This is a genomic window from Streptococcus porcinus (assembly GCF_901542335.1).
Lineage (GTDB): Bacteria > Bacillota > Bacilli > Lactobacillales > Streptococcaceae > Streptococcus > Streptococcus porcinus_A.
Genome location: NZ_LR594036.1, coordinates 78,414 through 99,814, shown reverse-complemented (window position 1 = coordinate 99,814; position 21,401 = coordinate 78,414). Strand labels below are relative to the sequence as shown.

Sequence of the window (21,401 nt, the reverse complement as noted above, 5' to 3'; positions counted from 1 at the left end):
AAGCCCTAGCTAGTTTTTTTGTTATTATATAAACTTTTTGAATTTAGTTTTCATCACTTTGTTCAGAAACTACGGATGTTTCTTGTACTTGTTTTTCACGCGCTTTCTCAAGATCGTCAACGTGCATAACATCGTCATCTTCACCTTCATCAAGATCACGTAGTTCAACTTCGTTGTCATCTTCATCAAGCACACGCATATCAAGACCGAGTGATTGTAATTCTTTCACAAGCACGCGGAAAGATTCTGGAACACCAGGTTTTGGAATTGGTTTTCCTTTAGTGATTGCTTCATAAGCTTTCAAACGTCCAGTAACGTCATCTGACTTATAGGTCAAGATTTCTTGAAGTACATTTGATGCCCCATAAGCTTCAAGGGCCCAAACCTCCATCTCACCGAAACGTTGTCCACCAAATTGTGCTTTACCACCAAGAGGTTGTTGCGTTACAAGTGAATAAGGTCCAACTGAACGTGCATGAAGTTTATCATCAACCATGTGGTGAAGCTTAATCATGTACATGACACCGACAGAAACACGGTTATCAAATGGCTCACCTGTACGACCATCATAAAGGACCGTTTTGGCATCTGAATCCATTCCAGCTTCTGCAACTGTTTCCCAAAGGTCTTCAGCACTTGCACCATCAAATACTGGTGTCGCAATATGAATACCAAGGTTACGAGCCGCCATACCTAAATGAAGTTCCATAACCTGACCGATATTCATACGTGATGGTACCCCAAGTGGATTCAACATGATATCAACCGGTGTTCCATCTGGTAAGTATGGCATGTCCTCAACAGGAACGATACGAGAAACAACACCTTTGTTTCCGTGACGGCCGGCCATCTTATCTCCAACCTTGATTTTACGTTTTTGGGCGATGTAGACACGCACAAGCATATTAACGCCTGATTGTAATTCATCACCATTAGCGCGAGTAAAGATTTTAACATCACGGACAATACCGTCACCACCGTGCGGTACACGAAGTGATGTATCACGAACTTCACGTGATTTATCTCCAAAAATGGCGTGAAGAAGACGCTCTTCTGCAGAAAGATCTTTTTCACCTTTAGGTGTTACTTTACCTACGAGGATATCGCCTTCTTTAACTTCAGCACCAATACGGATGATACCCATCTCATCTAAATCTTTAAGGGCCTCTTCACCAACATTTGGTACTTCACGAGTAATTTCTTCAGGTCCAAGCTTTGTATCACGTGTTTCTGATTCAAATTCTTCTAAGTGAACAGATGTATAAACATCTTCTTTAACGAGACGTTCACTCATGATAACAGCATCCTCGAAGTTGTAACCTTCCCATGTCATGTAAGCTACGACTGGGTTTTGTCCAAGGGCCATCTCACCATTTTCCATAGATGGTCCATCAGCGATGAAGTCACCTTTTTCAATGATGTCGCCAACTTTAACAAGTGTGCGTTGGTTATAAGCTGTACCAGAGTTTGAACGGCGGAATTTAGTGATATGGTAAACATCTAGAGAGCCATCTTCACGACGAACTTCAACTTTTTCAGCATCAGAGAAGACAACTTTACCATCATGCTGAGCAATAACAGCAGCTCCTGAGTCGTGTGCTGCCTGATATTCCATACCAGTACCAACAAATGGTGCTTTAGGATCAATCAATGGCACAGCCTGACGTTGCATGTTAGCTCCCATTAAGGCACGGTTGGAGTCATCGTTTTCTAAGAAAGGAATACATGCTGTCGCAACGGCAACTACTTGTTTTGGTGATACATCTACAAAATCAACTGTACTTGCAGCAAATTCTTGGTTATTACCTTGATGACGACCCATAACAATTTCTTCAGCAAAAGTGCCATCTTCATTTAATTTAGAATTAGCCTGTGCAACTGTGTATTCATCTTCTTCATCCGCAGTTAACCATACGATTTCATTAGTAACAACACCTTTAGCACGGTCTACTTTACGGTAAGGTGTTTGAATAAAACCATATTTATTTAAATGTCCAAATGAAGACAAGTTATTAATCAAACCAATGTTTGGTCCTTCAGGTGTTTCAATCGGACACATGCGGCCATAGTGAGTATAATGCACGTCACGAACTTCGTAGCCAGCGCGGTCACGTGTCAAACCGCCAGGTCCTAAGGCTGAAAGACGACGTTTATGTGATAATTCTGAAAGGGGGTTATGTTGGTCCATGAATTGTGATAATTGAGATGAACCAAAGAACTCTTTTACTGCCGCAGTAACTGGACGGATGTTAATGATTTGTTGCGGCGTTAAAACGTCATTATCTTGAACAGACATTCTCTCGCGGACATTACGTTCCATACGTGCTAGCCCGATACGGAATTGATTTGCCAACAATTCTCCAACTGCACGAATACGACGGTTCCCTAAATGGTCAATGTCATCAACTTTGCCGATACCTTCAGAAAGATTTAAGAAATATGACATTTCCGCTAAGATATCTGCCGGTGTTAAGGCACGTACACGATCATCAGGGCTTGCGTTACCAACAATAGTAACGACCTTGTCTGGATCAAGAGGTGACACAACTTTGAATTTTTGAAGAATAACTGGCTCAGTGACAACAGCATAGTCATTTGGTGTGTATACAAATTTATTTAAATCACCATCAAGATGCTCTTCAATTGATTCGATAACATCACGTGTCATTTCAGTACCAGCTTCAACCAAGATTTCACCAGTTTCACTGTCAACAAGGTTTTCTGCGATAACTTGATTCAAAAGACGGGTCTTAATATTTAACTTTTTATTAATTTTGTAACGACCTACGGCAGCTAAATCATAGCGACGAGCATCAAAGAAGCGAGCTATCAACAAGCTACGAGAGCTATCAGCTGTTTTAGGTTCACCTGGTCTTAAACGTTCATATATTTCTTTAAGTGCTTCATCAGTACGTGAATCACTTGGGTTTTTATGAATATCTTTTTCAATGGTGTTACGAACGAGATCACTTTCACCAAAAATATCAATAATTTCATCGTCACCAGAGAAACCTAAGGCGCGCACTAAAGTTGTAAATGGAATTTTACGAGTACGGTCAATACGTGTATAAGCGATGTCTTTAGCATCTGTCTCTAACTCTAACCATGCACCACGGTTTGGAATAACAGTTGAACCGTAACCAATTTTACCGTTTTTATCCACTTTATCATTAAAGTATACACCTGGAGATCGAACCAACTGAGAAACGATAATACGTTCACCACCATTGATGATAAAGGTACCCATTTCAGTCATAATCGGGAAATCACCAAAGAAAACTTCTTGTGTTTTGATTTCACCAGTCTCTTTATTAACCAGTCTAAAAGTAACAAAGATTGGGGCAGAATAGCTTGCATCATGGATACGAGCTTCTTCCAAAGTGTATTTTGGTTCTTTGAATTCATAACCTACAAATTCAAGTTCCATAGTATCTGTAAAGTTTGAAATTGGAAGTACATCTTCAAAAACTTCCTTCAAGCCAGTATCTAAGAAATCTTGGAATGAGTCAGTTTGAATTTCAATTAAATTTGGTAAATCAAGAACTTCTTTGATTCTTGAAAAGCTACGACGTGTACGGTGTTTTCCGTATCGAACTTCATGTCCTGCCAAGTTTTTAGCTCCTTTTTCTTTTTAACATTTGCTTGGATAAGCAAATAGGTCTATTCCATCATTTGCCCTAAGTGTGAATTTTTAGAATATTTAAATATAGGTAACAAATCTATATTTCCCCAAAAATAGGCACAAAAAGAGCAGCTAAATCTGACTGAATCAGTTTGATTTAACTGCTGTACTTCCTAGTTGGACAATATTTCAACTAGATTGGACGACAAATAGCTATCTAATATTTTACACTATTTGTCATCAAAAATCAAGTTATCTTTTTCTTATATCAAAAGCTGACCAAGCCTTTTGATAATCGCCATCAGTTCCACCTATAGCATATTTATAAGTCATCGGTCCGGCACCATTCTTAGCCCAATAGCTTGTAGTTGTTTCACCGCTAATGCTAATCTTCCGCCCATTAACAGTTACCACCCCTGGTTGGAGTCCAGTCTGTTTAAGAACTGTTGATTTAATAACTCCTTTATCCAAATTAAAGCGATCTCCGATTCCAAAAATATTGGGATCAGCATTATAAATAGCATTAACAAGATTAGCCATATAATTGGAATTATTATTATAGCCAGACATGGGTGCCAGTGAGTTATTGTTATCGTGACCAGCCCAGCCACCCAATGTTACTTTCGGGGTTGCTAGCATCAACCAAACATCTGAATAATTCTCGGTCGTCCCAGTTTTTCCAATCCAATCAGCTTTCGCCAAGGATGGGTTTAAAGCATTCAAGTGCGACTTAAAGGTTGTTGTATTTCCTGAATCGATTGGCCCACGTAGGAGATTTTGAAGGATTGTCGCTGTCGGGGCGGAGAAAATACGTTGAGGTTTATTTTCATGTTTGTATACTACAGTCCCGTCACTAGCGGTTATCTTATCAACCATGTATTGCTTTTGATAATTGCCATTGTTAGCAATCATTTGATAAGCATTGGTTTGAGTCGCCACAGAGACATCAATCCCTCCACCTAAAGGTAAACTTTCAATGGAATAGTCATTAATACGGTAGCCCATCTTCGACAGATAACCCTCAACATCCACGCCCTTTTCACGAAGTAATTTTTGAGTCCAAAAAGCTGGGATATTCCAAGAAGTGTTCAAAGCTTCTTGCAATGACATCATGGCCGTTCCTTCACTATCCACATGCATAATTTTTTGCCCACTTGAATAGGTTGTTGGATAATTAGATAGGACACTGGCACTGCCCATCAAGCCCTGATCAATGGCAGGTCCGTAGGCAATAACAGGCTTGATACTTGACCCAGGAGATCTAGCTGTATCAAAAGCATGGTTATTTTGATTAAGATTATAATCACGCCCTCCAATAAAGCCAATAATAGCACCCGTGGAATTATCAGTCAGAACATTGCCCATCTGGACCACTCCTGTACCATCATCTAACAGACCCGCATAACGGTTAGCAGCATCCTGCATCACGTTGTAGACTTTTTTATTAATAGTTGTTTTAACTGTATAGCCGCCTTGCTGTAATTCCTGTGAGGCTAGAGCTTCATAAGACGCCCTTGTTTCATCATTTTTAAGGTCATGTTCTGAAATATTATCTCTCTTAATTAAGTAGGAGAACATTGCTTTTTTAGCTTCCCCAAGGACCGCATAATAGAGGAAATCATGTTTATTTACTGTTACATTTTCGGGTTTTATAAAGTCCTTACTGATATCATAAGATTTATAGGAATCATAATCCTTCTTACTGAGCTTACCTGTACGATACATATTATACAGAACACTTTGCTGACGTTTAATACCAAGTTGCATGTCCGCAGCTGATTTTAGTTGACCAGATGACATGTAAGGCGAATAAACGATGGGACTTTGAGGAAGACCCGCTAAAAAGGCCGCTTGTGGAATGGTTAAATCCCTAGCTGACACACCAAAAATACCTCTGGCTGCTTCCTCAATACCAGCAATATTTTGTCCTTTATTATTGCGACCAAAAGGTGACACATTTAAATAGTATGATAAGATGTCATCTTTAGAGACATAGCGTTCTAGAGCTAAAGCATAGATAATCTCTCTTGACTTACGCTTGAAAGTTGGATCGTCTCCAAGGACTTGTTGTTTGACTAGCTGTTGAGTTAAAGTTGATCCACCACTAGATTCACCAAGGCCTAAGATAGACGTCAAAGTTGCACGAAAAACAGCTTTAGGTACGACCCCTTTGTGCTCCTTAAAATTTTCATCCTCTGTTGAAATAATAGCATTTTTAACATTATCAGAAATATCTTTATTGGCTACTGGTGTCCGCAAAAGATCCGTGTCAATTGTTGAAATTATACTATTATCTGAATAATTAAGCTGTGAAATTCGAGTAATGGTTTTTACCTGTTTAACCAAACTGTCCTTACTAGGAACTTTGACAGCATCAATTTGGCTGGCTAAATAGCCAAAAGCAATCCCAACGCCCAACATCGCTATTAAAAAAATGCTAATATAGAAAAAATTAGATACTAATTTTACTGTTCGAAGAGCAATGGCTCCAAAATCACGGAAACCTAATTGGTGTTCTTCCTTCTCTTTTATCTGTTTTTTATCTTTCAATATAAAATACCTCAATACCTATTATACCAAACTTTGATTAAGCTTGCACAGCGCCAACTATTTTTGATATAATGATTCGTAAAACTAAATAGAAAACGGAGAAAGCCTATGAATATTTTTGAAGAACTCAAAGCTCGTGGCTTGGTCTTTCAAACGACCGATGAAGAAGCCCTTGTCAAAGCACTAACAGAAGGGCAAGTATCCTATTATACTGGCTATGATCCGACAGCAGATAGTCTGCATCTAGGACACTTAGTGGCCATCTTAACCTCTCGTCGCTTGCAATTAGCAGGACATAAACCTTACGCATTAGTTGGTGGTGCAACCGGCTTAATCGGCGATCCTTCCTTCAAAGATGCCGAGCGGAGCCTGCAAACCAAGGAAACTGTCTTGGAGTGGAGCGCTAAAATTAAAGGCCAATTGTCCCAATTCCTTGATTTTGAAAATGGCGAAAACAAAGCAGAACTTGTTAATAATTACGACTGGTTCTCACAAATTTCTTTCATTGATTTTCTAAGAGATGTTGGTAAATATTTCACAGTAAATTACATGATGAGTAAAGAATCTGTCAAAAAACGAATTGAAACGGGTATTTCCTATACTGAATTTGCTTACCAAATCATGCAAGGATATGATTTTTACGAACTCAATGACAAGCACAATGTTACCTTGCAGATTGGAGGTTCTGACCAGTGGGGAAATATGACTGCTGGCACTGAACTATTACGTCGCAAATCAGACAAAATAGGCCATGTGATGACAGTCCCTCTCATCACTGATGCTAGTGGTAAGAAATTTGGTAAATCAGAAGGCAATGCTGTCTGGTTAGACGCTAACAAGACTTCACCTTATGAAATGTACCAATTTTGGTTAAATGTTATGGACGACGATGCCGTTCGTTTCTTAAAAATCTTTACCTTCTTATCACTTCAGGAGATTGCAGAAATTGAAGAAGCATTCAATGCCGCTCGCCACGAACGTTTAGCTCAAAAAACATTGGCACGTGAAGTTGTTACTCTTGTCCATGGAGAAGAAGCCTACAAGCAAGCCGTTAATATTACCGAACAGTTATTTGCTGGTAATATCAAACAACTATCTGCTAAAGAATTAAGACAAGGTTTAAGCAATGTTCCTAACTATGCTGTTCAAACTGATGACAACCTCAATATTGTTGACATTTTAGTATCCTCTAAAATATCACCATCTAAACGTCAGGCACGTGAAGATATCCAAAACGGAGCTATCTATATCAATGGCGAACGGGTTTCGGATTTAAATTATGTTTTAAGTGACGCTGATAAAATTGATGGGCAATTAACTGCTATCCGCCGTGGTAAGAAAAAATATTTCGTTCTCACATTTACAAACTAAAAGCTCAGGCCTAGGCCTGAGCTTTTTAACGTCGATGGGCAATTACTGTAACAAGATTGACCACTATAAAGATAGAGATAAATATTAAAGTAATGGTTGCACTAGCTGGCGTTTCCCAAAAATATGATAAGAAAATACCAGAAAGCATACCCACAAATCCTATTAAAATCCCCCAAAATATGACAGTCTTGAAATTCTTCCCAATGCGCATAGCAATACTTGCTGGCAAAACCATAATTGTTGATACCAGCAAAGCACCAGCAGCAGGAATAGTTAAAGCGATAGCAATCCCCGTTACAATATTAAAGAGAACGGACATCAGTCTAACAGGCAAACCATCAACATAGGCTGTATCCTCATCAAAAGTCAAAATATACATAGGTCTAATGAAGAACAAGGTCAAAATCAAAATAATACTTGCAATCACAAAGAGAGCAATGACTTGTTCCATACCAATAGTTATAATCGAACCAAAGAGATATTGTTCCAGACTAACATTAGAATTACCAGCCGACTTACTCATGATAACCAAGGAGACTGCTAATCCCAAGGACATCAAAATAGCAGTTGATATTTCCATGTAGTGTTTGTACACCACCCTCAGATATTCTAGCAAGATAGCAGCAATCCCGACAACGATGACAGTCGTCCAAGTAGGATTAATCCCTAATACTACACCGAACGCCACACCTGCCAGCGAAACGTGACTCAGAGTATCACTCATTAGACTTTGGCGACGGAGAATTAAAAAGATACCTAAAATTGGTGCAAATATACTAATAGCGATAACCGCCAAAATTGCACGTTGCATGAAATCATAATTGAGAATATCAAGCATTGTCTACCTCCTCAGGTTGGTCACTATGAACATTGAAACAACGCCAAGGTAGACTTTCATTACGCACCAAATGAATATTGCGATCGGCATAATCCTTTACATCTTCCGGATCGTGAGTAATCATCAACACTGCTTTACCATGTTTATGGGCACTATGGTTCATCAACTGGTAAAAGGTCTCTGTGGTTCCACTGTCCATGCCAGTGGTTGGCTCATCCAAAACAAAGATATCTGGGTCAGAAGCAAACATACGAGCGATAACTACTCTTTGTTTTTGCCCACCAGATAGACTCCCAATTCGCTCCTGACGACTTTCCCACATGCCGACAGATTCTAAACTGGCTTGAATGTGCTCTTCATCATGTTTCGTTAAAGGACGAAACCAACCTCGTCTAGGAAAGCGACCTGATTTGACAAATTCATAAACCGTTGACGGAAAGCCAGCATTAAAACTGGCTACTTGTTGCGGTAAGTAAGCAATTCTTAGTTTTTTTCCTTGCTCATTTTTTTTAGCAAAAATAACTTGCCCCACTTGAGGTTTCAAAATCCCCAGCGTCGCCTTAACTAAGGTGGACTTAGCAGCCCCATTTTCACCCGTCAAGGTGACAAATTCGCCACTATCCAAATGATAGTTAACACCTTCTAAAACAGTCTCTGCTTCATACTGGAAGGATAGGTTTTCAACGGTTAAGTATCTCAATTCATTACCTTTCTAACTCATCTGAGAATACTGTCAGGAACTTTTCAATAACTTTAGTTTCTTGCTCAGAAAAATGACCCAATAAACGGGTATAGACATTTAAAGTCTCATCGTGATGATGAGTATGTTCCTCGGCAATTGGTTTTGCTAGAGGAGTTAATTCAAAATAAGTCACACGCGCATCAACGGCATCTTTTGTAGTCGCTAGCATTCCTTGATTGATAAGGCCCTTAATAGCTTTTGTTACTGCTGCTTGACTAATATTTAATATTTTAGCTAACTCAGTATTAGTTAATTTATCTTGTGATAAGAGCATCAAAATATGCTCCTGAGTGTTAGTTAACTTGACGTCGCTTTGACAAGCGCCAAATAACAATTCATGCTGATTTTCAGCTTTTAATAAAATCTGATTTACTAAGGTATCAATCTTTTTTTCTAATGTTCCCATACTATTCCTCTTTTTATTAACCAGTTAATTATAACAAAAACCCTGTCAAGAATCAAACCTCTACAACGTTCTTACTTTATAAACCTCTTTGCAAAAACCTTTTAAGCTATTAACCACACGGTTGGCTTGCTTTTCCGACTGACAAAGGGCGAAAACTGACGGCCCACTTCCCGTCATCAAAGCGACATCAGCACCACTGCTTACCATCTTATCTTTGATTTTTTGAATAAATGGCTTACGAGCAATCGAAACATCCTCCAAAGCGTTTCCCATAGCTGCAGTCATTGCTTGATAGTCATTACTTTCAATGGTTTCAACAATTGTATCAATGTTAACCCGAGAAATATTTTCAGGATCAACATTTGGAAAAACTGTCCGCGTGGAAATACCAAAATCTGGCTTTACCAAAACCACCCAAGATGAGAGTTGTCCGTCAATTGGTTGAACAATTTCCCCTTTACCAGAAATCCGTGAGCAGCCTGCTTCAATACAATAAGGAACATCACTCCCAATTTCTATTCCTAACTGTATCATCTCCGACACAGACATGTTTAACTCCCATAATTGATTCAAAGCACGAATGGTCGCTGCGGCATCACTTGAGCCACCTCCCATTCCAGCACAAACAGGAATTTTCTTGGTCAGAAAAATCGAAACCCCCGATTTAATCTGATAGTTTTCCTTGATCAGACGAGCCGCTTTAAAAACATCGTTCTTTGCATTGACGGGCATCTTAGGACAGTCAGAAGCCACTTGAATACAATCTTCTTCAAGGGCAGACACACTAATATAATCACATAAATCAACCGAAACCATGACCATTTCTAAATCGTGGTAGCCGTCTTCACGTTTTCCTTGAATATCTAATCCTAAATTGATTTTAGCCGGAGCTCTTTCAATAATAGAATCCATCTGTCACCTCTCTTCTCCTCAATCCACCTTAAAATGGACATACATTTTAAGAAAAATTCAAATCAATCTTATCATACTTAAGAAGCGATGACAAGTTTAGAGGTCCTCTGCAAATAAGCACTTGTAGGACTTCTTTAGCTGAGAAGATAATCCTAGCAATCACTGCCTAATTACGGTAAAATAGTAACGTAATAGTATCCAAGGAGAAGCTAAATGCCAAGTTACTGGAGCAAATATCCGGAAATCGATCAACACATCAAACTAGTCTGCCAGCTCATCGAAAAGCGCGTACAGGTCCGTAACACTGATATACAAGAAGCCATTATTCAGCTAGCACAAGCAGGAGGGAAATACCTACGTCCAGCCTTTTTCTTTTTATTTACCAGCTTTGGCCAGAAAGAAAAACAGAATTCTGAACAATTGACTAAAATTGCAGCCTCTTTGGAAATTCTTCACATGGCCACCCTGATTCATGACGATGTCATTGACGATTCTCCCCTACGCCGTGGCCAAATAACTGTCCAAACTCAGTTTGGCAAAGACATTGCCGTCTACACCGGAGACTTTCTATTTACCATCTTCTTTGAACTCATCCTTGAAACGATGCAAGATAGCCCTTATATGAGTATCAACGCTAAAGCCATGAAAAAAATTCTCATTGGCGAACTTGATCAGATGCATCTTTATTTTAACCAAAATCAGTCAATCCGGGATTACCTACGTTCCATTTCTGGGAAAACAGCAGAGCTCTTTAGACTAGCGAGCTTAGAAGGTGCCTATTTCGGCGGAGCCAGTCCAGATGTGGTTAGCAAAGCGGGTAGAATTGGTTATCACATTGGGATGACTTTCCAAATATTAGATGATATTTTAGATTACACCGCTAAAGAAAAAGATTTCAATAAACCTATTTTAGAAGACATCACCAATGGCGTCTATAGCCTGCCACTCTTATTTGCCATCAAAAATAATCCTAATGCCTTTAAAGAGCTATTAGATAAAAAAGACCAGCTCACTGCTGAAGAATTAAGAACGATTGCGCAGTTAGTCCTTGAAAATCATGGTGTCGAAAAAGCCCAAGAGCTAGCGCGTCAATACACTCAAAAAGCCATCGATGATATCAAAGCACTCCCAAAAATCAAGGCACAAAAGCAATTGTTACAACTTACCAATCATCTTTTAAAACGAAAAATCTGAGGAAATCTGTACTGACCCCCAAAAGTTAGACATTATATTTTAAGCAAAGGATTTAGTTCTGTATTGTACGGGACTAAGTCCTTTTAGTTTTACTTTGATCCGTTTATTGTTGTAATAATCAATATATTTTTTAATAGCTTTTTCTAAATCTCCCAGAGATTTATAGTAGCTCTCATAGCCATAGAACATTTCTGACTTTAATATGCCAAAGAAGGATTCCATTATCCCATTGTCAGGGCTGTTTCCTTTACGTGACATAGATGGACGGATACCTTTAGAGTTTAAAAAGTGATGATAATAGTTGTGCTGATACTGCCAGCCTTGATCACTATGTAAAATAGTTCCGTTATAGTATTTATCTGGAAATGTCTTTTCTAGCATCGTTTTAATTTGGTTTAAGTTAGGAGAACGTGAAATGGTATAGTTTATTATCTCGCTATTATAACCATCAAGAACTGGTGATAAATAGAGTTTTCCCTCAGGTAAAGCAAATTCAGTCACATCGGTGTAACACTTCTCAAAAGGTTTAGAGGCTTCAAAATGGCGTTGAATAAGGTTATCTGCTTTCTTTCCAACCTCACCCTTATAAGATGAATAGCGTCTTTTGCGACGTATTCTCGCTGCCAAACCTAGTTCTTTCATCAAGCGCTGAACTCTTTTGTGGTTGATGATAAAACCTCTGTTACGCAGTTCCAAAGTGATTCGACGATAGCCATAGTTACCTTTATGTTTCTGATAGACTTCTTGAATTTGGTTTTTAATGGACTTGTCTAAATCATCTTGTTCTAGTTGCTTAAGATGATAGTAATAGGTTGAACGAGCTAATTGAGCTGCTCTTAGAAGTAAACCTAATCTAAATCCTCCATCAACCATTTCTTTAATGATTTCTGTCGTTCTTTCTCGATAGCTTCGTCCCGTTCTTCTAACTCTTTTAACTTTTTTAGGAAGGCGTTCTCCGTTCTGAGATATTCGTTCTCTTCCTGAAGGCGCTCTAATTCAGTCATTTCTTCCCAAGTTTTCTTTGGTTTACGTCCCATTTTTGCTGGTCTCCCTTTTGTTGTCTCAACAATAGTATAACCATTTTTCTTGTATTGCGCTATCCAATTGGCAAGAGTTCCTGGATTTGGGAAGGCGTAATCTAGAGAAACTGACATTAAGGATTGCCCATCTTTCAAGACTTTATTAATCATTTCTTGCTTCATTTCAGGTGAATAAGCTTGGTACTTTTGCTTCTTAACGATCTCAACTCCATAACGATCCATCAGTCGAATGGTATATTTTAAGTTGCAGCGGGTTACTCCAAATTGAATCTCTAATTGAGTCCAGGAAACACCTGACTTCTTTAAACGATAAATTTCTAATTTATCTTCATAACTTAATTTCATACAAAAACACCCCAAATGTTAGATTTTTTGTCCAACTTTTGGGGTGCAGTACAATCCTCAGATTTTTTTGTTTCTAGTTCTGCTAGCGTCAGCCAACAGTGGCACCTAATAACCTGCATGAAATTTAGAATGATTACTCAACTTTTTCTAACGAACATCTATTCGCCGTCGTCAATAGCTTTTAGATGACGGAAGCGGCGGCTTGTTTCAGCCAAATAAGCTGGGGAGCCAGACATTTCGATTTGTCCGTTTTCAATAAAAATAACCTGATCTGCATTTTCAATCCCTTTTAGATGATGCGTAATCCAGATAATAGTTTTTCCCTTGAGGAGTTTCATAAAGGTATCTAATAACGTTTTTTCGGTAATAGGATCTAATCCTACTGTTGGTTCGTCCAAAAGAACAATTGGGGTATCTTGCAAAAGAATCCTGGCTAATGCTAAGCGATGGCGTTCGCCACCTGAGAAGCGTAGTCCTGCCTCATCAACCATCGTCGCCAAGCCCTTAGGTAGAGCTGATACCATATCTTTCAAACCAACTTGTTCAAGCACGCGCCAAACATCTTGTTCAGTCGCCGCTTCATTCCCCAGACGAATATTATTAATCAGACTGGTATTAAAGAGATAGGGAGCCTGTTGAATAACCCCGATGTAGTCAGCAATGGAATCACTCAAGTCACAAACATTCACTCCGCCAAGAAAAATTTGACCTTGACTTGGCTGTAAATCTCCTCTAAGAAGGGTTGCTAATGTACTTTTACCAGAACCGCTTTGACCTAAAATGGCTAATTTTTGTCCTTGCTCAATGGTCAAATCAATAGTATCTAATACTTTTTTCGATTGTCCATCATAGGTAAAGCTGACCTTATTGACCTGAATAGTGAAGGGTTCCTTAGGTATGATTTGACTCTCAGCGAAAGTTCCGGCAGCAGGCAAGTCATTCAAACCTTTTATAGAGTCTGCATAAACATTCGTTTCCTGAGCTGCGCTTGATAGACCAGCAAAAGCCTCAGCTAAAGGAAATACAGAAAGAACAAAGGCCGCAATCCAGTTAGCTGCTCCACCACGAGTTCCCGAAAACTGATAACTAGCCCAAACCAAGACAAGGACCGCAAGTAGTCCAAAAGCCATCTCAAATAGCAGGCTACGCCGATTGTTAAAACGTCGCATATCAGCCTGCACTTGCGCAAGTTCCGCTTCAGATTGTTCATGTAGCTGGACATAGGCATGCCCTCGCTGACTAAAAATCCAATCTGAGATCCCTAAAACATTATCCGTTAAATCCGTATACAAGCGGTTTTTAAGAACCTTTTCTTGCTCTTGCCGAGCACCATTGACTAGAACAGACCATAAGGGAAAGACTACCACCAACAGCCCTAAATAGAAGAAGAGGACAAGAGCAAACCACCACGAAAAATAACCAACAGCTAAAACAACAAAACTATAAAGCACCCAAGCAATAATAGTCGGGAAAATAGTCCTTAAATAGAGATTTTGAATATGATTAATATCCTCAGCTAAAAGCCCCATAATATCCCCAAGACGGTGATTACGTTTGAGAAAAATAGCATCTTCTTCTAGTCTGTTATAGAGTTTTAGCCGTAATTTTGAAGTCATCTTCAAAACCCAGTTATGACTAGTAAGGCGTTCCAAGTAGCGAAAAACCGGGCGTCCGATACCAAAGGCACGGGTTAGAACGATTGGAATATAAACCAAAAGAATATTGCTTGGCAAAGAGGCCGATTTACTAATCAAAAATCCAGAATTAAACATTAAAGCAGAGGCCGAAAAGAAGGTTAGGAAACCTAAGATCAAGGCCAAAACTAAAGCTTTCCAATAATGTTTAAAATATGGTTTAACCCATTGGTCCTTTTCAAAAGCTTTTAATAAGGGAATTTTAAGCATTCTGACCTCCCATGGCATTTTTTAAATCATATAAGTAGCCTTTTTTAGCTATCAAGTCTGAATAAGACCCAGCTTCTACAACCTGTCCATGATCCAACACAATAATGTGATCCATATCTTTAAGCCAGTGTAAGCGGTGGGTCGCAAAAATAACTAAACGATTAGCCATTAGAGGAAGCATCCTTGCTTTTAACTCAATTTCAGTTTCCAAGTCTAAGTGAGCTGTCGGCTCATCAAATAAAAGAACACGGCGTTCTTTATCTAGGAAAGCACGCGCCAAGGCAATGCGTTGAGCCTGACCTCCGCTTAGAGGCCGAGCACCATTCCCGATTCTAGTATCAAGTCCCTTTGGCAATTCTGCAACTAATTCTTCTAGCCCCACCACTTTGATAGCTTCCTGAATATCTTCTAAGCTTGCTTCTGGCGTGTAAAAAGTAATATTGTCGCGTAAGCTCATTTCAAAAACATAAGGAGCCTGAGGAATGTAAATTAATTGTTTTCGCCAAGCTTCTTGGTCTAAGTTTAATAACTTTTGCCTATCAAGTTGGAAGTTTCCACTGTCTGGAACTAGAAAACCACTCAAAAGATTAACTAAGGTTGATTTACCCGATCCACTCATACCAACTAGGGCAACTTTTTTTATGCCACTAAGTTCTAGATGAGGAATTGACATAATGTCCTTTCCATCATAAGAAAGTTTGATATTATCAAGGCTCAAACAACTTTTATCAGTCCATTCGTTGATTAAGAGTTGCTCTTGCTTGCTTTCTGGACGGTTGAGAATCCTCTGCACAGCCGAAAAAGCATTCTTTCCATCTAGCGTAGCATGATAATCACTTGAAAAATCTCGAATAGGGATGAAATATTCTGGCGCTAAGATTAAGACTGTTAGAGCAGGAAATAGTAGGATTTGTTCATTAATTAACCGCAATCCCAACATTACTGCCACAATAGCAATAGATAGCGTGGTAAAAAAGTCTAAAGCAAACGTTGATAAAATCCCAATTCGTAAAGCGGACATGGTGGCTTTGCGGAAAGACTCACTGATTCGATAGATGCTCTTTGCATAACGTTTACTAAGTCCAAAAAATCGAAGGGTATCAATCCCTCTTAAAGAATCTAAAAAATGATTAGATAAAACTTGGTAAGAGGCATATTGTTTATCTGCACGAGCTTTAGCTGCTAAGCCAAGGATAATCATAAAAATAATAATAAGTGGATAAACCAAGAGTAAGATAAGGCCTGACTCACTGTCCATATAAAAGATGAATGCTAAAACTATAAAAGGAATCACCGACAAATTCATCATTTTATTCAAGACTAGATGCAGGTAATTCTCCACTAACGCTATTCCATCTAAGGCCATTGTAATCACATTCCCAGATCCTTCTTCTTGGACAATTTGCGGACCTAGCAAAAAGAGTTTCCCCAGCAATTGGCTACGCAATTCTTGTGCATGTTTTGCTGCAAACCGATCTAGTTCTTCATCCTTGATAAAATTAATAAGATGTCTTGCCAGATAACATAATAGAAAATATAAGATAGCTAAACTCTGTTTTGATAAAGACTGTCCTTGCCATAAACCTGAAATGGCCTGACTCAAAAAGTAAGCTTGACCTATAATAAAGATTGCCTGTAGGAAATCTAATCCTGCAAGCAATCCTAACATTTTATGAATACCCGACAAGCGCATAACCGCTTTATCTAGCATTATTTTTCCCCCGTAACAATGACTGGCAATGTAATACGTTTTCTGAAAATGTAGTAAGCCCAAGCAGTGTAAGCCAAAACAAATGGCACTAAAGAAACCGCAACAATGGACATAATCTTCAAGGTATAAGGAGATGAAGAGGCATTTTCGATCAACAAGTCGTATTTAGAAGAGATTGATGAAATCATAACTCGTGGGAACAATCCTTGGAACAAAAGCACAACAACTGACACCAGCGTCAAGCCACTTGCAATAAAAGCTGACATCTCTGCTTTTTTAAAGACTGACATATGAGCATAGACAGAAAGCGCAACGATTACAAGTAACAATAGTAAGGTAGCCACAAAGCGTTTAGCAAAGAAATCTGTTTGGAAGAAAAGTAAGAGTGCAAAAGCTACTAAGCCTAGATATAGTACCCAATAAAGCAATTGCGCTACGTTATTTGCACGGTCTCTCACAGGACCCTCTGTCTTCAATGCTATGTAGTTCAAACCATGTAGGTAGGTCAATAGCAACATAGCTACCCCTCCAACAATAGAGAAGATATTGAAATAATCACCAAAACGAGCAGTCATATTAGCTTTTGCGTCTATAGGCATCCCTTGAACAAGGCTAACAAACATCAATCCAAAAAAGAAAGGAACTAGAGCTGAACCAATTGTTAGAGTCCAATTCCAAATATTTTTTTGCTTGGCTGGTACATTGTGTCTGAACTCAAAGGAGACACCACGAATAATTAAACCAAACAATATTGTCAAAAGGATTAAATAATAACCACTAAATAAAGATGCATACCAGTATGGGAAGGATGCAAACATCGCACCTCCAGCTGTTAAGAGCCATACTTCATTTCCGTCCCAAACAGGGCCAATTGTTGAAACAATTTGATCTTTTTCATCTTCGTTATGAGCTAAGGTTTGAACTGCCATACCAACTCCGAAGTCAAAACCTTCTAAGAAAAAGAATCCGGAAAAGAGAAGACCAATTAGGAAAAACCAGAAAAATTGTAATCCACTCATTAGAATGCTCCTTTCTCAAACGGGTCAATGCTTGATTGTTTTAAATTTTGTAATAGAACTTCCTCATGCTCAGGTCCTTTGTTCAACTCACGAATAACAAGATAGACCATCATAGCCCCTAAAGCACTAAATAACAAGAAATAAACAGTGTTTGAGAAGAGTAGAGAGGCAACTGAGACATTTGGAGAAACACTATCTTTGATTTTAAACAAGCCATAAACTGTCCAAGGATAGCGCCCTTGCTCTGTAATAATCCAACCAAATGTATTTGACAAGAAGGGAGCAATTGTGGTCAAAGCAACAATGACAAGCATCCATTTCTTCTCATATAGAATTGGTTTCTTTGGACGCGTTAAGAATAATCCTAGCGCCGAAACACCTAACATTAAGGTGCCAAAAGCAGCCATGGTACGGAAACCGTAAAAGAGCAAGTTAACCATTGGAAAATAATTATCTTGACCATACTTAGCAACTAATTCTTTATTAGCCGTATTCATTCCCTTGACAGAACCAGAAGGTTTACCATAAGAGAGAATACTTAGCATATAAGGAATTTTCACTCCAAACACTTGTTCTTTTTTAGCTTCATTAGCCCAAGCAAGAACGGTCCAGGCAGCTGGATCCCCAGAATCTTCATAATCACCCTCCATTGCAGCAAATTTCATAGGTTGATCATTAAGCAAAGCTTTCATCTGTAAATCCCCCATCCCCATTACTGAGATAGAGCCTAGCAAAGTGACTAACAAACCTAAACGTAGTGATTTTTTATATATTTTTTGAACAGATTCAGTTAAGGTTTCTTTTTTCAGCAGTTTGAAAGCTGCCATACCAGCAATAACAGTACCACCCATAGTGATGGCGCCAGTAATGACATGGCCAAATTCATAATGGAACTGGTGGTTATTAATAAGAGCTAAGAAATCTGTCATCTGTGCTCTGCCATTAACAACTTCATAACCAACAGGATGTTGCATGAAGCTATTAGCAATCAAAATCCACATGGCTGACATTAATGAGCCAAAAACGACCAACCAAATAAAGCTAAGATGAAGTTTCTTACCAATCTTTGGATTATCCCAAGTAAACATCCAAAGGCCTAGGAATGTTGATTCCATAAAGAAGGCTAATAAGGCTTCAATTGCGAGTGGGGCCCCAAAAATATCACCAACAAAACGTGAGTAATCAGACCAGTTCATCCCAAATTGAAATTCTTGGATAATACCGGTAACAACTCCTACCGCAAAACTGAGGAGCATGATATTACCCCAGAATTTTGTCATTTTTTTGTATTCTTCTTTTTTGGTGACCACATAACAAGTTTCCATAATGGCTACAACAAAACAGGTTCCAATTGTGAAAGGCACAAAGAAAAAGTGGAATACTGTTGTCATTGCAAATTGAAATCGTGCTAGTGTTTCAATAGTCATAAATCTTCCTCCGATTTGTGTAATCCTTACTTTGTTTCAAGTAGCGTAAGGTAAGTATACTAAAAGTAATTCATCATATCTTAATGATACAAATCGAAACGACCTTTGGCAAGAAGTTCTTTCAAGCCACCGATATCAACTAATGATTTGTTCATGATGCTTTTCTTAACAACTGAGGCTGGATATCCTTTAACTTTTGATTTACCAACTAAACCAAAGGCGTGTGTATTACCAACAGAAGCAACTGTTCCTAAAGATTTGTAGTTGAAATCTTCCGTTTCTTCTCCTTTTAATTGACGCGCCAAGTTCTTAGCAGCATGTGCTCCCATACGTGTGGCAATTTGAGCCGTCGTTGGGAAAGGACGATTTGTTTCCGGATCTATAAAGGCTGATACATCCCCAAGAATATAGACCTTGTCGTTTTTTGGATCACGTAAATCTTTGTTGACCACAACACGGCCACGACGTTCTGCAAAGCCAGATTCACCCATTATCGGACTTCCACTAACCCCTGTTGTCCATATGATTGTTTCAGCAGCGATTGAGTGACGTTCTGCATCTTCATCCGGACTTGTTACGTAAACAACCTCACCTGGTTTAATCTCTTTAATCATTGAGCCAAGCATTAAGTTGACACCCAATTTTTCAATTAAGTCAACACCATATTGAGCTAATTTATCGTCAAACATCGGTAAAATACGAGTAGCTGCTTCAACGCAGACAATTTCAATCTGATCTTCTGTCACACCGGCAATTTTAGCGTATCGTTTGCGCTCATCAACTAAAGCTCCCGCTAACTCAATACCTGTAAAACCAGCTCCACAAATCAATAGACGGAGATAATTCTTATCTTTTGTTTCACGGTATTTTTCCATCATGTGCAAAATATGATGATGAATATTTTCAGCTGTATTAATATCTACCATTTGAAGGGCATTCTCTTTAGCACCGCTGATTCCAAAAGTTTCTGAACAAAAGCCCAGTGATACAACCACGTAATCATAATGAAGAGTTCCATTATTTTTTAATTCAACTGTAGAAGCCTCAGGATTAGCTTTGACAACATCATCTTGGATGAAGGTTACTTTCTTAGGGTTGATAACATCTTGGATAGGATATGAAATTTTTTCTTTTGGCTGTGATCCCGCCGCTACTTCATGAAGCTCTGTCGCTTCATAGTGATAGTCATTACGATCTACCAGTGTAATATGAAAATCACCCGTTTGTTTTTGTAAATTACGTACCGTTTTCAAACCAGCATAACCAGCTCCCAGTACTAATATCTCTTGCATAATATTCTCCTTCTTAATATTAATGTCAATGTCTTTATGTTAATAGTATCCCGATAAAATAGGTTACTACTTGTGTTAATGAACCTAAAGCCAAAATTCGAACAGCACAGATAAAAGTTTCTTTCTTAACTTGTTTCTGCCAAAGTAGATAGGTTTGCTTATAAATAAATGGCACTAAAAATAAGCACAATAATACAGTCATTGGAGCAAGTCCAAGCGTATATTGTCCGATAATTGCCAGCATAGCCATAATATTACCCAAAGCAAAGAGAACCAGTCCTCCTTGTAGTCCCGTATAATGAACTAAAGTGTAGCGATGGTTGCTTTCATCTTCTTCTTTATCACATAAGTTATTGGCCAACATTAGATTAGCAATCCATAATGTATTTGGCAAGGAAATCAGAAAGATTGCTCCTAAAGTTGCAAAATCCCATCTAAAATTGTCATAGGTATTCAAATAAACACAAATCAGACTAATCATAAAACCCATTGTAAAACCAGAGAAAAACTCCCCCAAAGGTAAGCTTGATAAAGGTTTTGGACCGTACGAATAGAGTATTCCAACCGCAAAGCAAAATAGTCCCATGACTAATAATGGCCACCCTACCATCATGGTTAAAAGGATACCAATAGTCGCTGAAATAAAGAGAAAGATAGCCATCATTTGCTCTATTAATTTGAGAGATAAGTTCTCGCGTCCAATAATATTCGTCTTGGCTTGGTAATCTAAATTAATAGCATTTTTATAGTCATTATAATTATCCCAGACATCAACAAACATATTGAAACAAAACATGGCGATAAAAAATAATAGAACCCAAAAAAGATGAACACTTCCGTAGTAATAGTAACTAAAGCATAAACCAATTAAAAAAGGTAAAACACTTGCTGTCTTGGCCTTCATCTCCACAAGTTCAAGAAAAACAGGAATTGTCATGAAAAGCCTTTCTTTTAGTTATTCTTTAACCCTTATATTATACTCCAATTTGTTTCAATAATAAAACAAAAGATTTCAAAAAATTTCATTT

General features: G+C 38.5%; 15 protein-coding genes. 2 read left to right on the top strand and 13 right to left on the bottom strand.

From position 1 onward, the window contains the following. Positions 1-43 precede the first annotated feature (43 nt). Positions 44-3,610: a DNA-directed RNA polymerase subunit beta gene (gene rpoB, locus FGK96_RS00615; RefSeq protein WP_138080432.1), complete on the bottom strand. Its 3,567-nt coding sequence runs from the start codon at positions 3,608-3,610 to the stop codon at positions 44-46. Positions 3,611-3,874: 264 nt separating this feature from the next. Next, positions 3,875-6,172 carry a penicillin-binding protein PBP1B gene (gene pbp1b / locus FGK96_RS00610; protein WP_232045782.1) on the bottom strand — a complete coding sequence of 766 codons (2,298 nt, stop codon included), beginning with the start codon at positions 6,170-6,172 and terminating at the stop codon, positions 3,875-3,877. 108 nt (positions 6,173-6,280) lie between these two features. Here pbp1b and tyrS point away from each other — a divergent pair, with 108 nt between their 5' ends. Then, a complete protein-coding gene (tyrS, locus tag FGK96_RS00605; protein WP_138080428.1) occupies positions 6,281-7,543 on the top strand; it encodes a tyrosine--tRNA ligase in 1,263 nt (420 codons plus the stop codon). A gap of 25 nt (positions 7,544-7,568) precedes the next feature. Here the strand turns inward: tyrS and FGK96_RS00600 are convergent, their stop codons facing one another. The 4 genes from FGK96_RS00600 to ispE are packed head-to-tail and all read right to left on the bottom strand — an operon-like array spanning position 7,569 to position 10,441. Beyond that, positions 7,569-8,381, bottom strand: a complete 813-nt coding sequence (locus FGK96_RS00600) for a metal ABC transporter permease (protein WP_138080426.1) — start codon at positions 8,379-8,381, stop codon at positions 7,569-7,571. After that, positions 8,374-9,081: a metal ABC transporter ATP-binding protein gene (locus FGK96_RS00595; RefSeq protein WP_003082953.1), complete on the bottom strand. Its 708-nt coding sequence runs from the start codon at positions 9,079-9,081 to the stop codon at positions 8,374-8,376. The genes FGK96_RS00600 and FGK96_RS00595 overlap by 8 nt, the downstream gene beginning before the upstream one ends. Positions 9,082-9,085: 4 nt before the next feature. Beyond that, the gene (locus tag FGK96_RS00590) at positions 9,086-9,529 is read right to left on the bottom strand and encodes a zinc-dependent MarR family transcriptional regulator (RefSeq protein ID WP_138080424.1); all 444 of its coding nucleotides are present in this window, start codon (positions 9,527-9,529) and stop codon (positions 9,086-9,088) included. Between the two features lie 60 nt (positions 9,530-9,589). Next, entirely contained in the window at positions 9,590-10,441 is an 852-nt protein-coding gene (gene ispE, locus FGK96_RS00585) for a 4-(cytidine 5'-diphospho)-2-C-methyl-D-erythritol kinase (RefSeq protein ID WP_138080422.1), read from the bottom strand. Between the two features lie 213 nt (positions 10,442-10,654). On the opposite strand from ispE, the gene FGK96_RS00580 reads away from it, so the two are divergent. Further along, entirely contained in the window at positions 10,655-11,635 is a 981-nt protein-coding gene (locus FGK96_RS00580; RefSeq protein ID WP_138080420.1) for a polyprenyl synthetase family protein, read from the top strand. A gap of 39 nt (positions 11,636-11,674) precedes the next feature. Here the strand turns inward: FGK96_RS00580 and FGK96_RS00575 are convergent. From FGK96_RS00575 to FGK96_RS00545, 7 genes are all read right to left on the bottom strand, one after another. Next, a protein-coding gene (locus FGK96_RS00575) for an IS3 family transposase (RefSeq protein WP_420031098.1) occupies positions 11,675-13,020 on the bottom strand; the annotation gives its coding sequence in 2 pieces (ribosomal slippage) (positions 11,675-12,579 and positions 12,579-13,020; 1,347 coding nt in all). A gap of 158 nt (positions 13,021-13,178) precedes the next feature. Further along, on the bottom strand, positions 13,179-14,924 hold the full coding sequence (cydC, locus tag FGK96_RS00570; RefSeq protein ID WP_138080416.1) for a thiol reductant ABC exporter subunit CydC: 1,746 nt from the start codon (positions 14,922-14,924) through the stop codon (positions 13,179-13,181). Then, a complete protein-coding gene (gene cydD / locus FGK96_RS00565) occupies positions 14,917-16,635 on the bottom strand; it encodes a thiol reductant ABC exporter subunit CydD (RefSeq protein ID WP_138080414.1) in 1,719 nt (572 codons plus the stop codon). Before cydD ends, cydC begins: the two co-directional genes overlap by 8 nt. Further along, positions 16,635-17,654 carry a cytochrome d ubiquinol oxidase subunit II gene (gene cydB, locus FGK96_RS00560; RefSeq protein WP_138080412.1) on the bottom strand — a complete coding sequence of 340 codons (1,020 nt, stop codon included), beginning with the start codon at positions 17,652-17,654 and terminating at the stop codon, positions 16,635-16,637. Before cydB ends, cydD begins: the two co-directional genes overlap by 1 nt. Then, positions 17,654-19,081 carry a cytochrome ubiquinol oxidase subunit I gene (locus FGK96_RS00555; protein WP_093959138.1) on the bottom strand — a complete coding sequence of 476 codons (1,428 nt, stop codon included), beginning with the start codon at positions 19,079-19,081 and terminating at the stop codon, positions 17,654-17,656. The genes cydB and FGK96_RS00555 overlap by 1 nt, the downstream gene beginning before the upstream one ends. A gap of 80 nt (positions 19,082-19,161) precedes the next feature. Further along, a complete protein-coding gene (locus FGK96_RS00550; protein ID WP_138080410.1) occupies positions 19,162-20,373 on the bottom strand; it encodes an NAD(P)/FAD-dependent oxidoreductase in 1,212 nt (403 codons plus the stop codon). Positions 20,374-20,407: 34 nt separating this feature from the next. Then, positions 20,408-21,310: a prenyltransferase gene (locus FGK96_RS00545; RefSeq protein WP_138080408.1), complete on the bottom strand. Its 903-nt coding sequence runs from the start codon at positions 21,308-21,310 to the stop codon at positions 20,408-20,410. Between the last annotated feature and the right edge of the window lie 91 nt (positions 21,311-21,401).

Coding starts and splice junctions, on each gene's coding strand:
- tyrS (WP_138080428.1), top strand. CDS start 6,281: ATGAATATTTTTGAAGAACTCAAAGCTCGTGGCTTGGTCTTTCAAACG.
- FGK96_RS00600 (WP_138080426.1), bottom strand. CDS start 8,381: ATGCTTGATATTCTCAATTATGATTTCATGCAACGTGCAATTTTGGCG.
- FGK96_RS00590 (WP_138080424.1), bottom strand. CDS start 9,529: ATGGGAACATTAGAAAAAAAGATTGATACCTTAGTAAATCAGATTTTA.
- ispE (WP_138080422.1), bottom strand. CDS start 10,441: ATGGATTCTATTATTGAAAGAGCTCCGGCTAAAATCAATTTAGGATTA.
- FGK96_RS00580 (WP_138080420.1), top strand. CDS start 10,655: ATGCCAAGTTACTGGAGCAAATATCCGGAAATCGATCAACACATCAAA.
- cydC (WP_138080416.1), bottom strand. CDS start 14,924: ATGCTTAAAATTCCCTTATTAAAAGCTTTTGAAAAGGACCAATGGGTT.
- cydD (WP_138080414.1), bottom strand. CDS start 16,635: ATGCTAGATAAAGCGGTTATGCGCTTGTCGGGTATTCATAAAATGTTA.
- cydB (WP_138080412.1), bottom strand. CDS start 17,654: ATGAGTGGATTACAATTTTTCTGGTTTTTCCTAATTGGTCTTCTCTTT.
- FGK96_RS00555 (WP_093959138.1), bottom strand. CDS start 19,081: ATGACTATTGAAACACTAGCACGATTTCAATTTGCAATGACAACAGTA.
- FGK96_RS00550 (WP_138080410.1), bottom strand. CDS start 20,373: ATGCAAGAGATATTAGTACTGGGAGCTGGTTATGCTGGTTTGAAAACG.
- FGK96_RS00545 (WP_138080408.1), bottom strand. CDS start 21,310: ATGACAATTCCTGTTTTTCTTGAACTTGTGGAGATGAAGGCCAAGACA.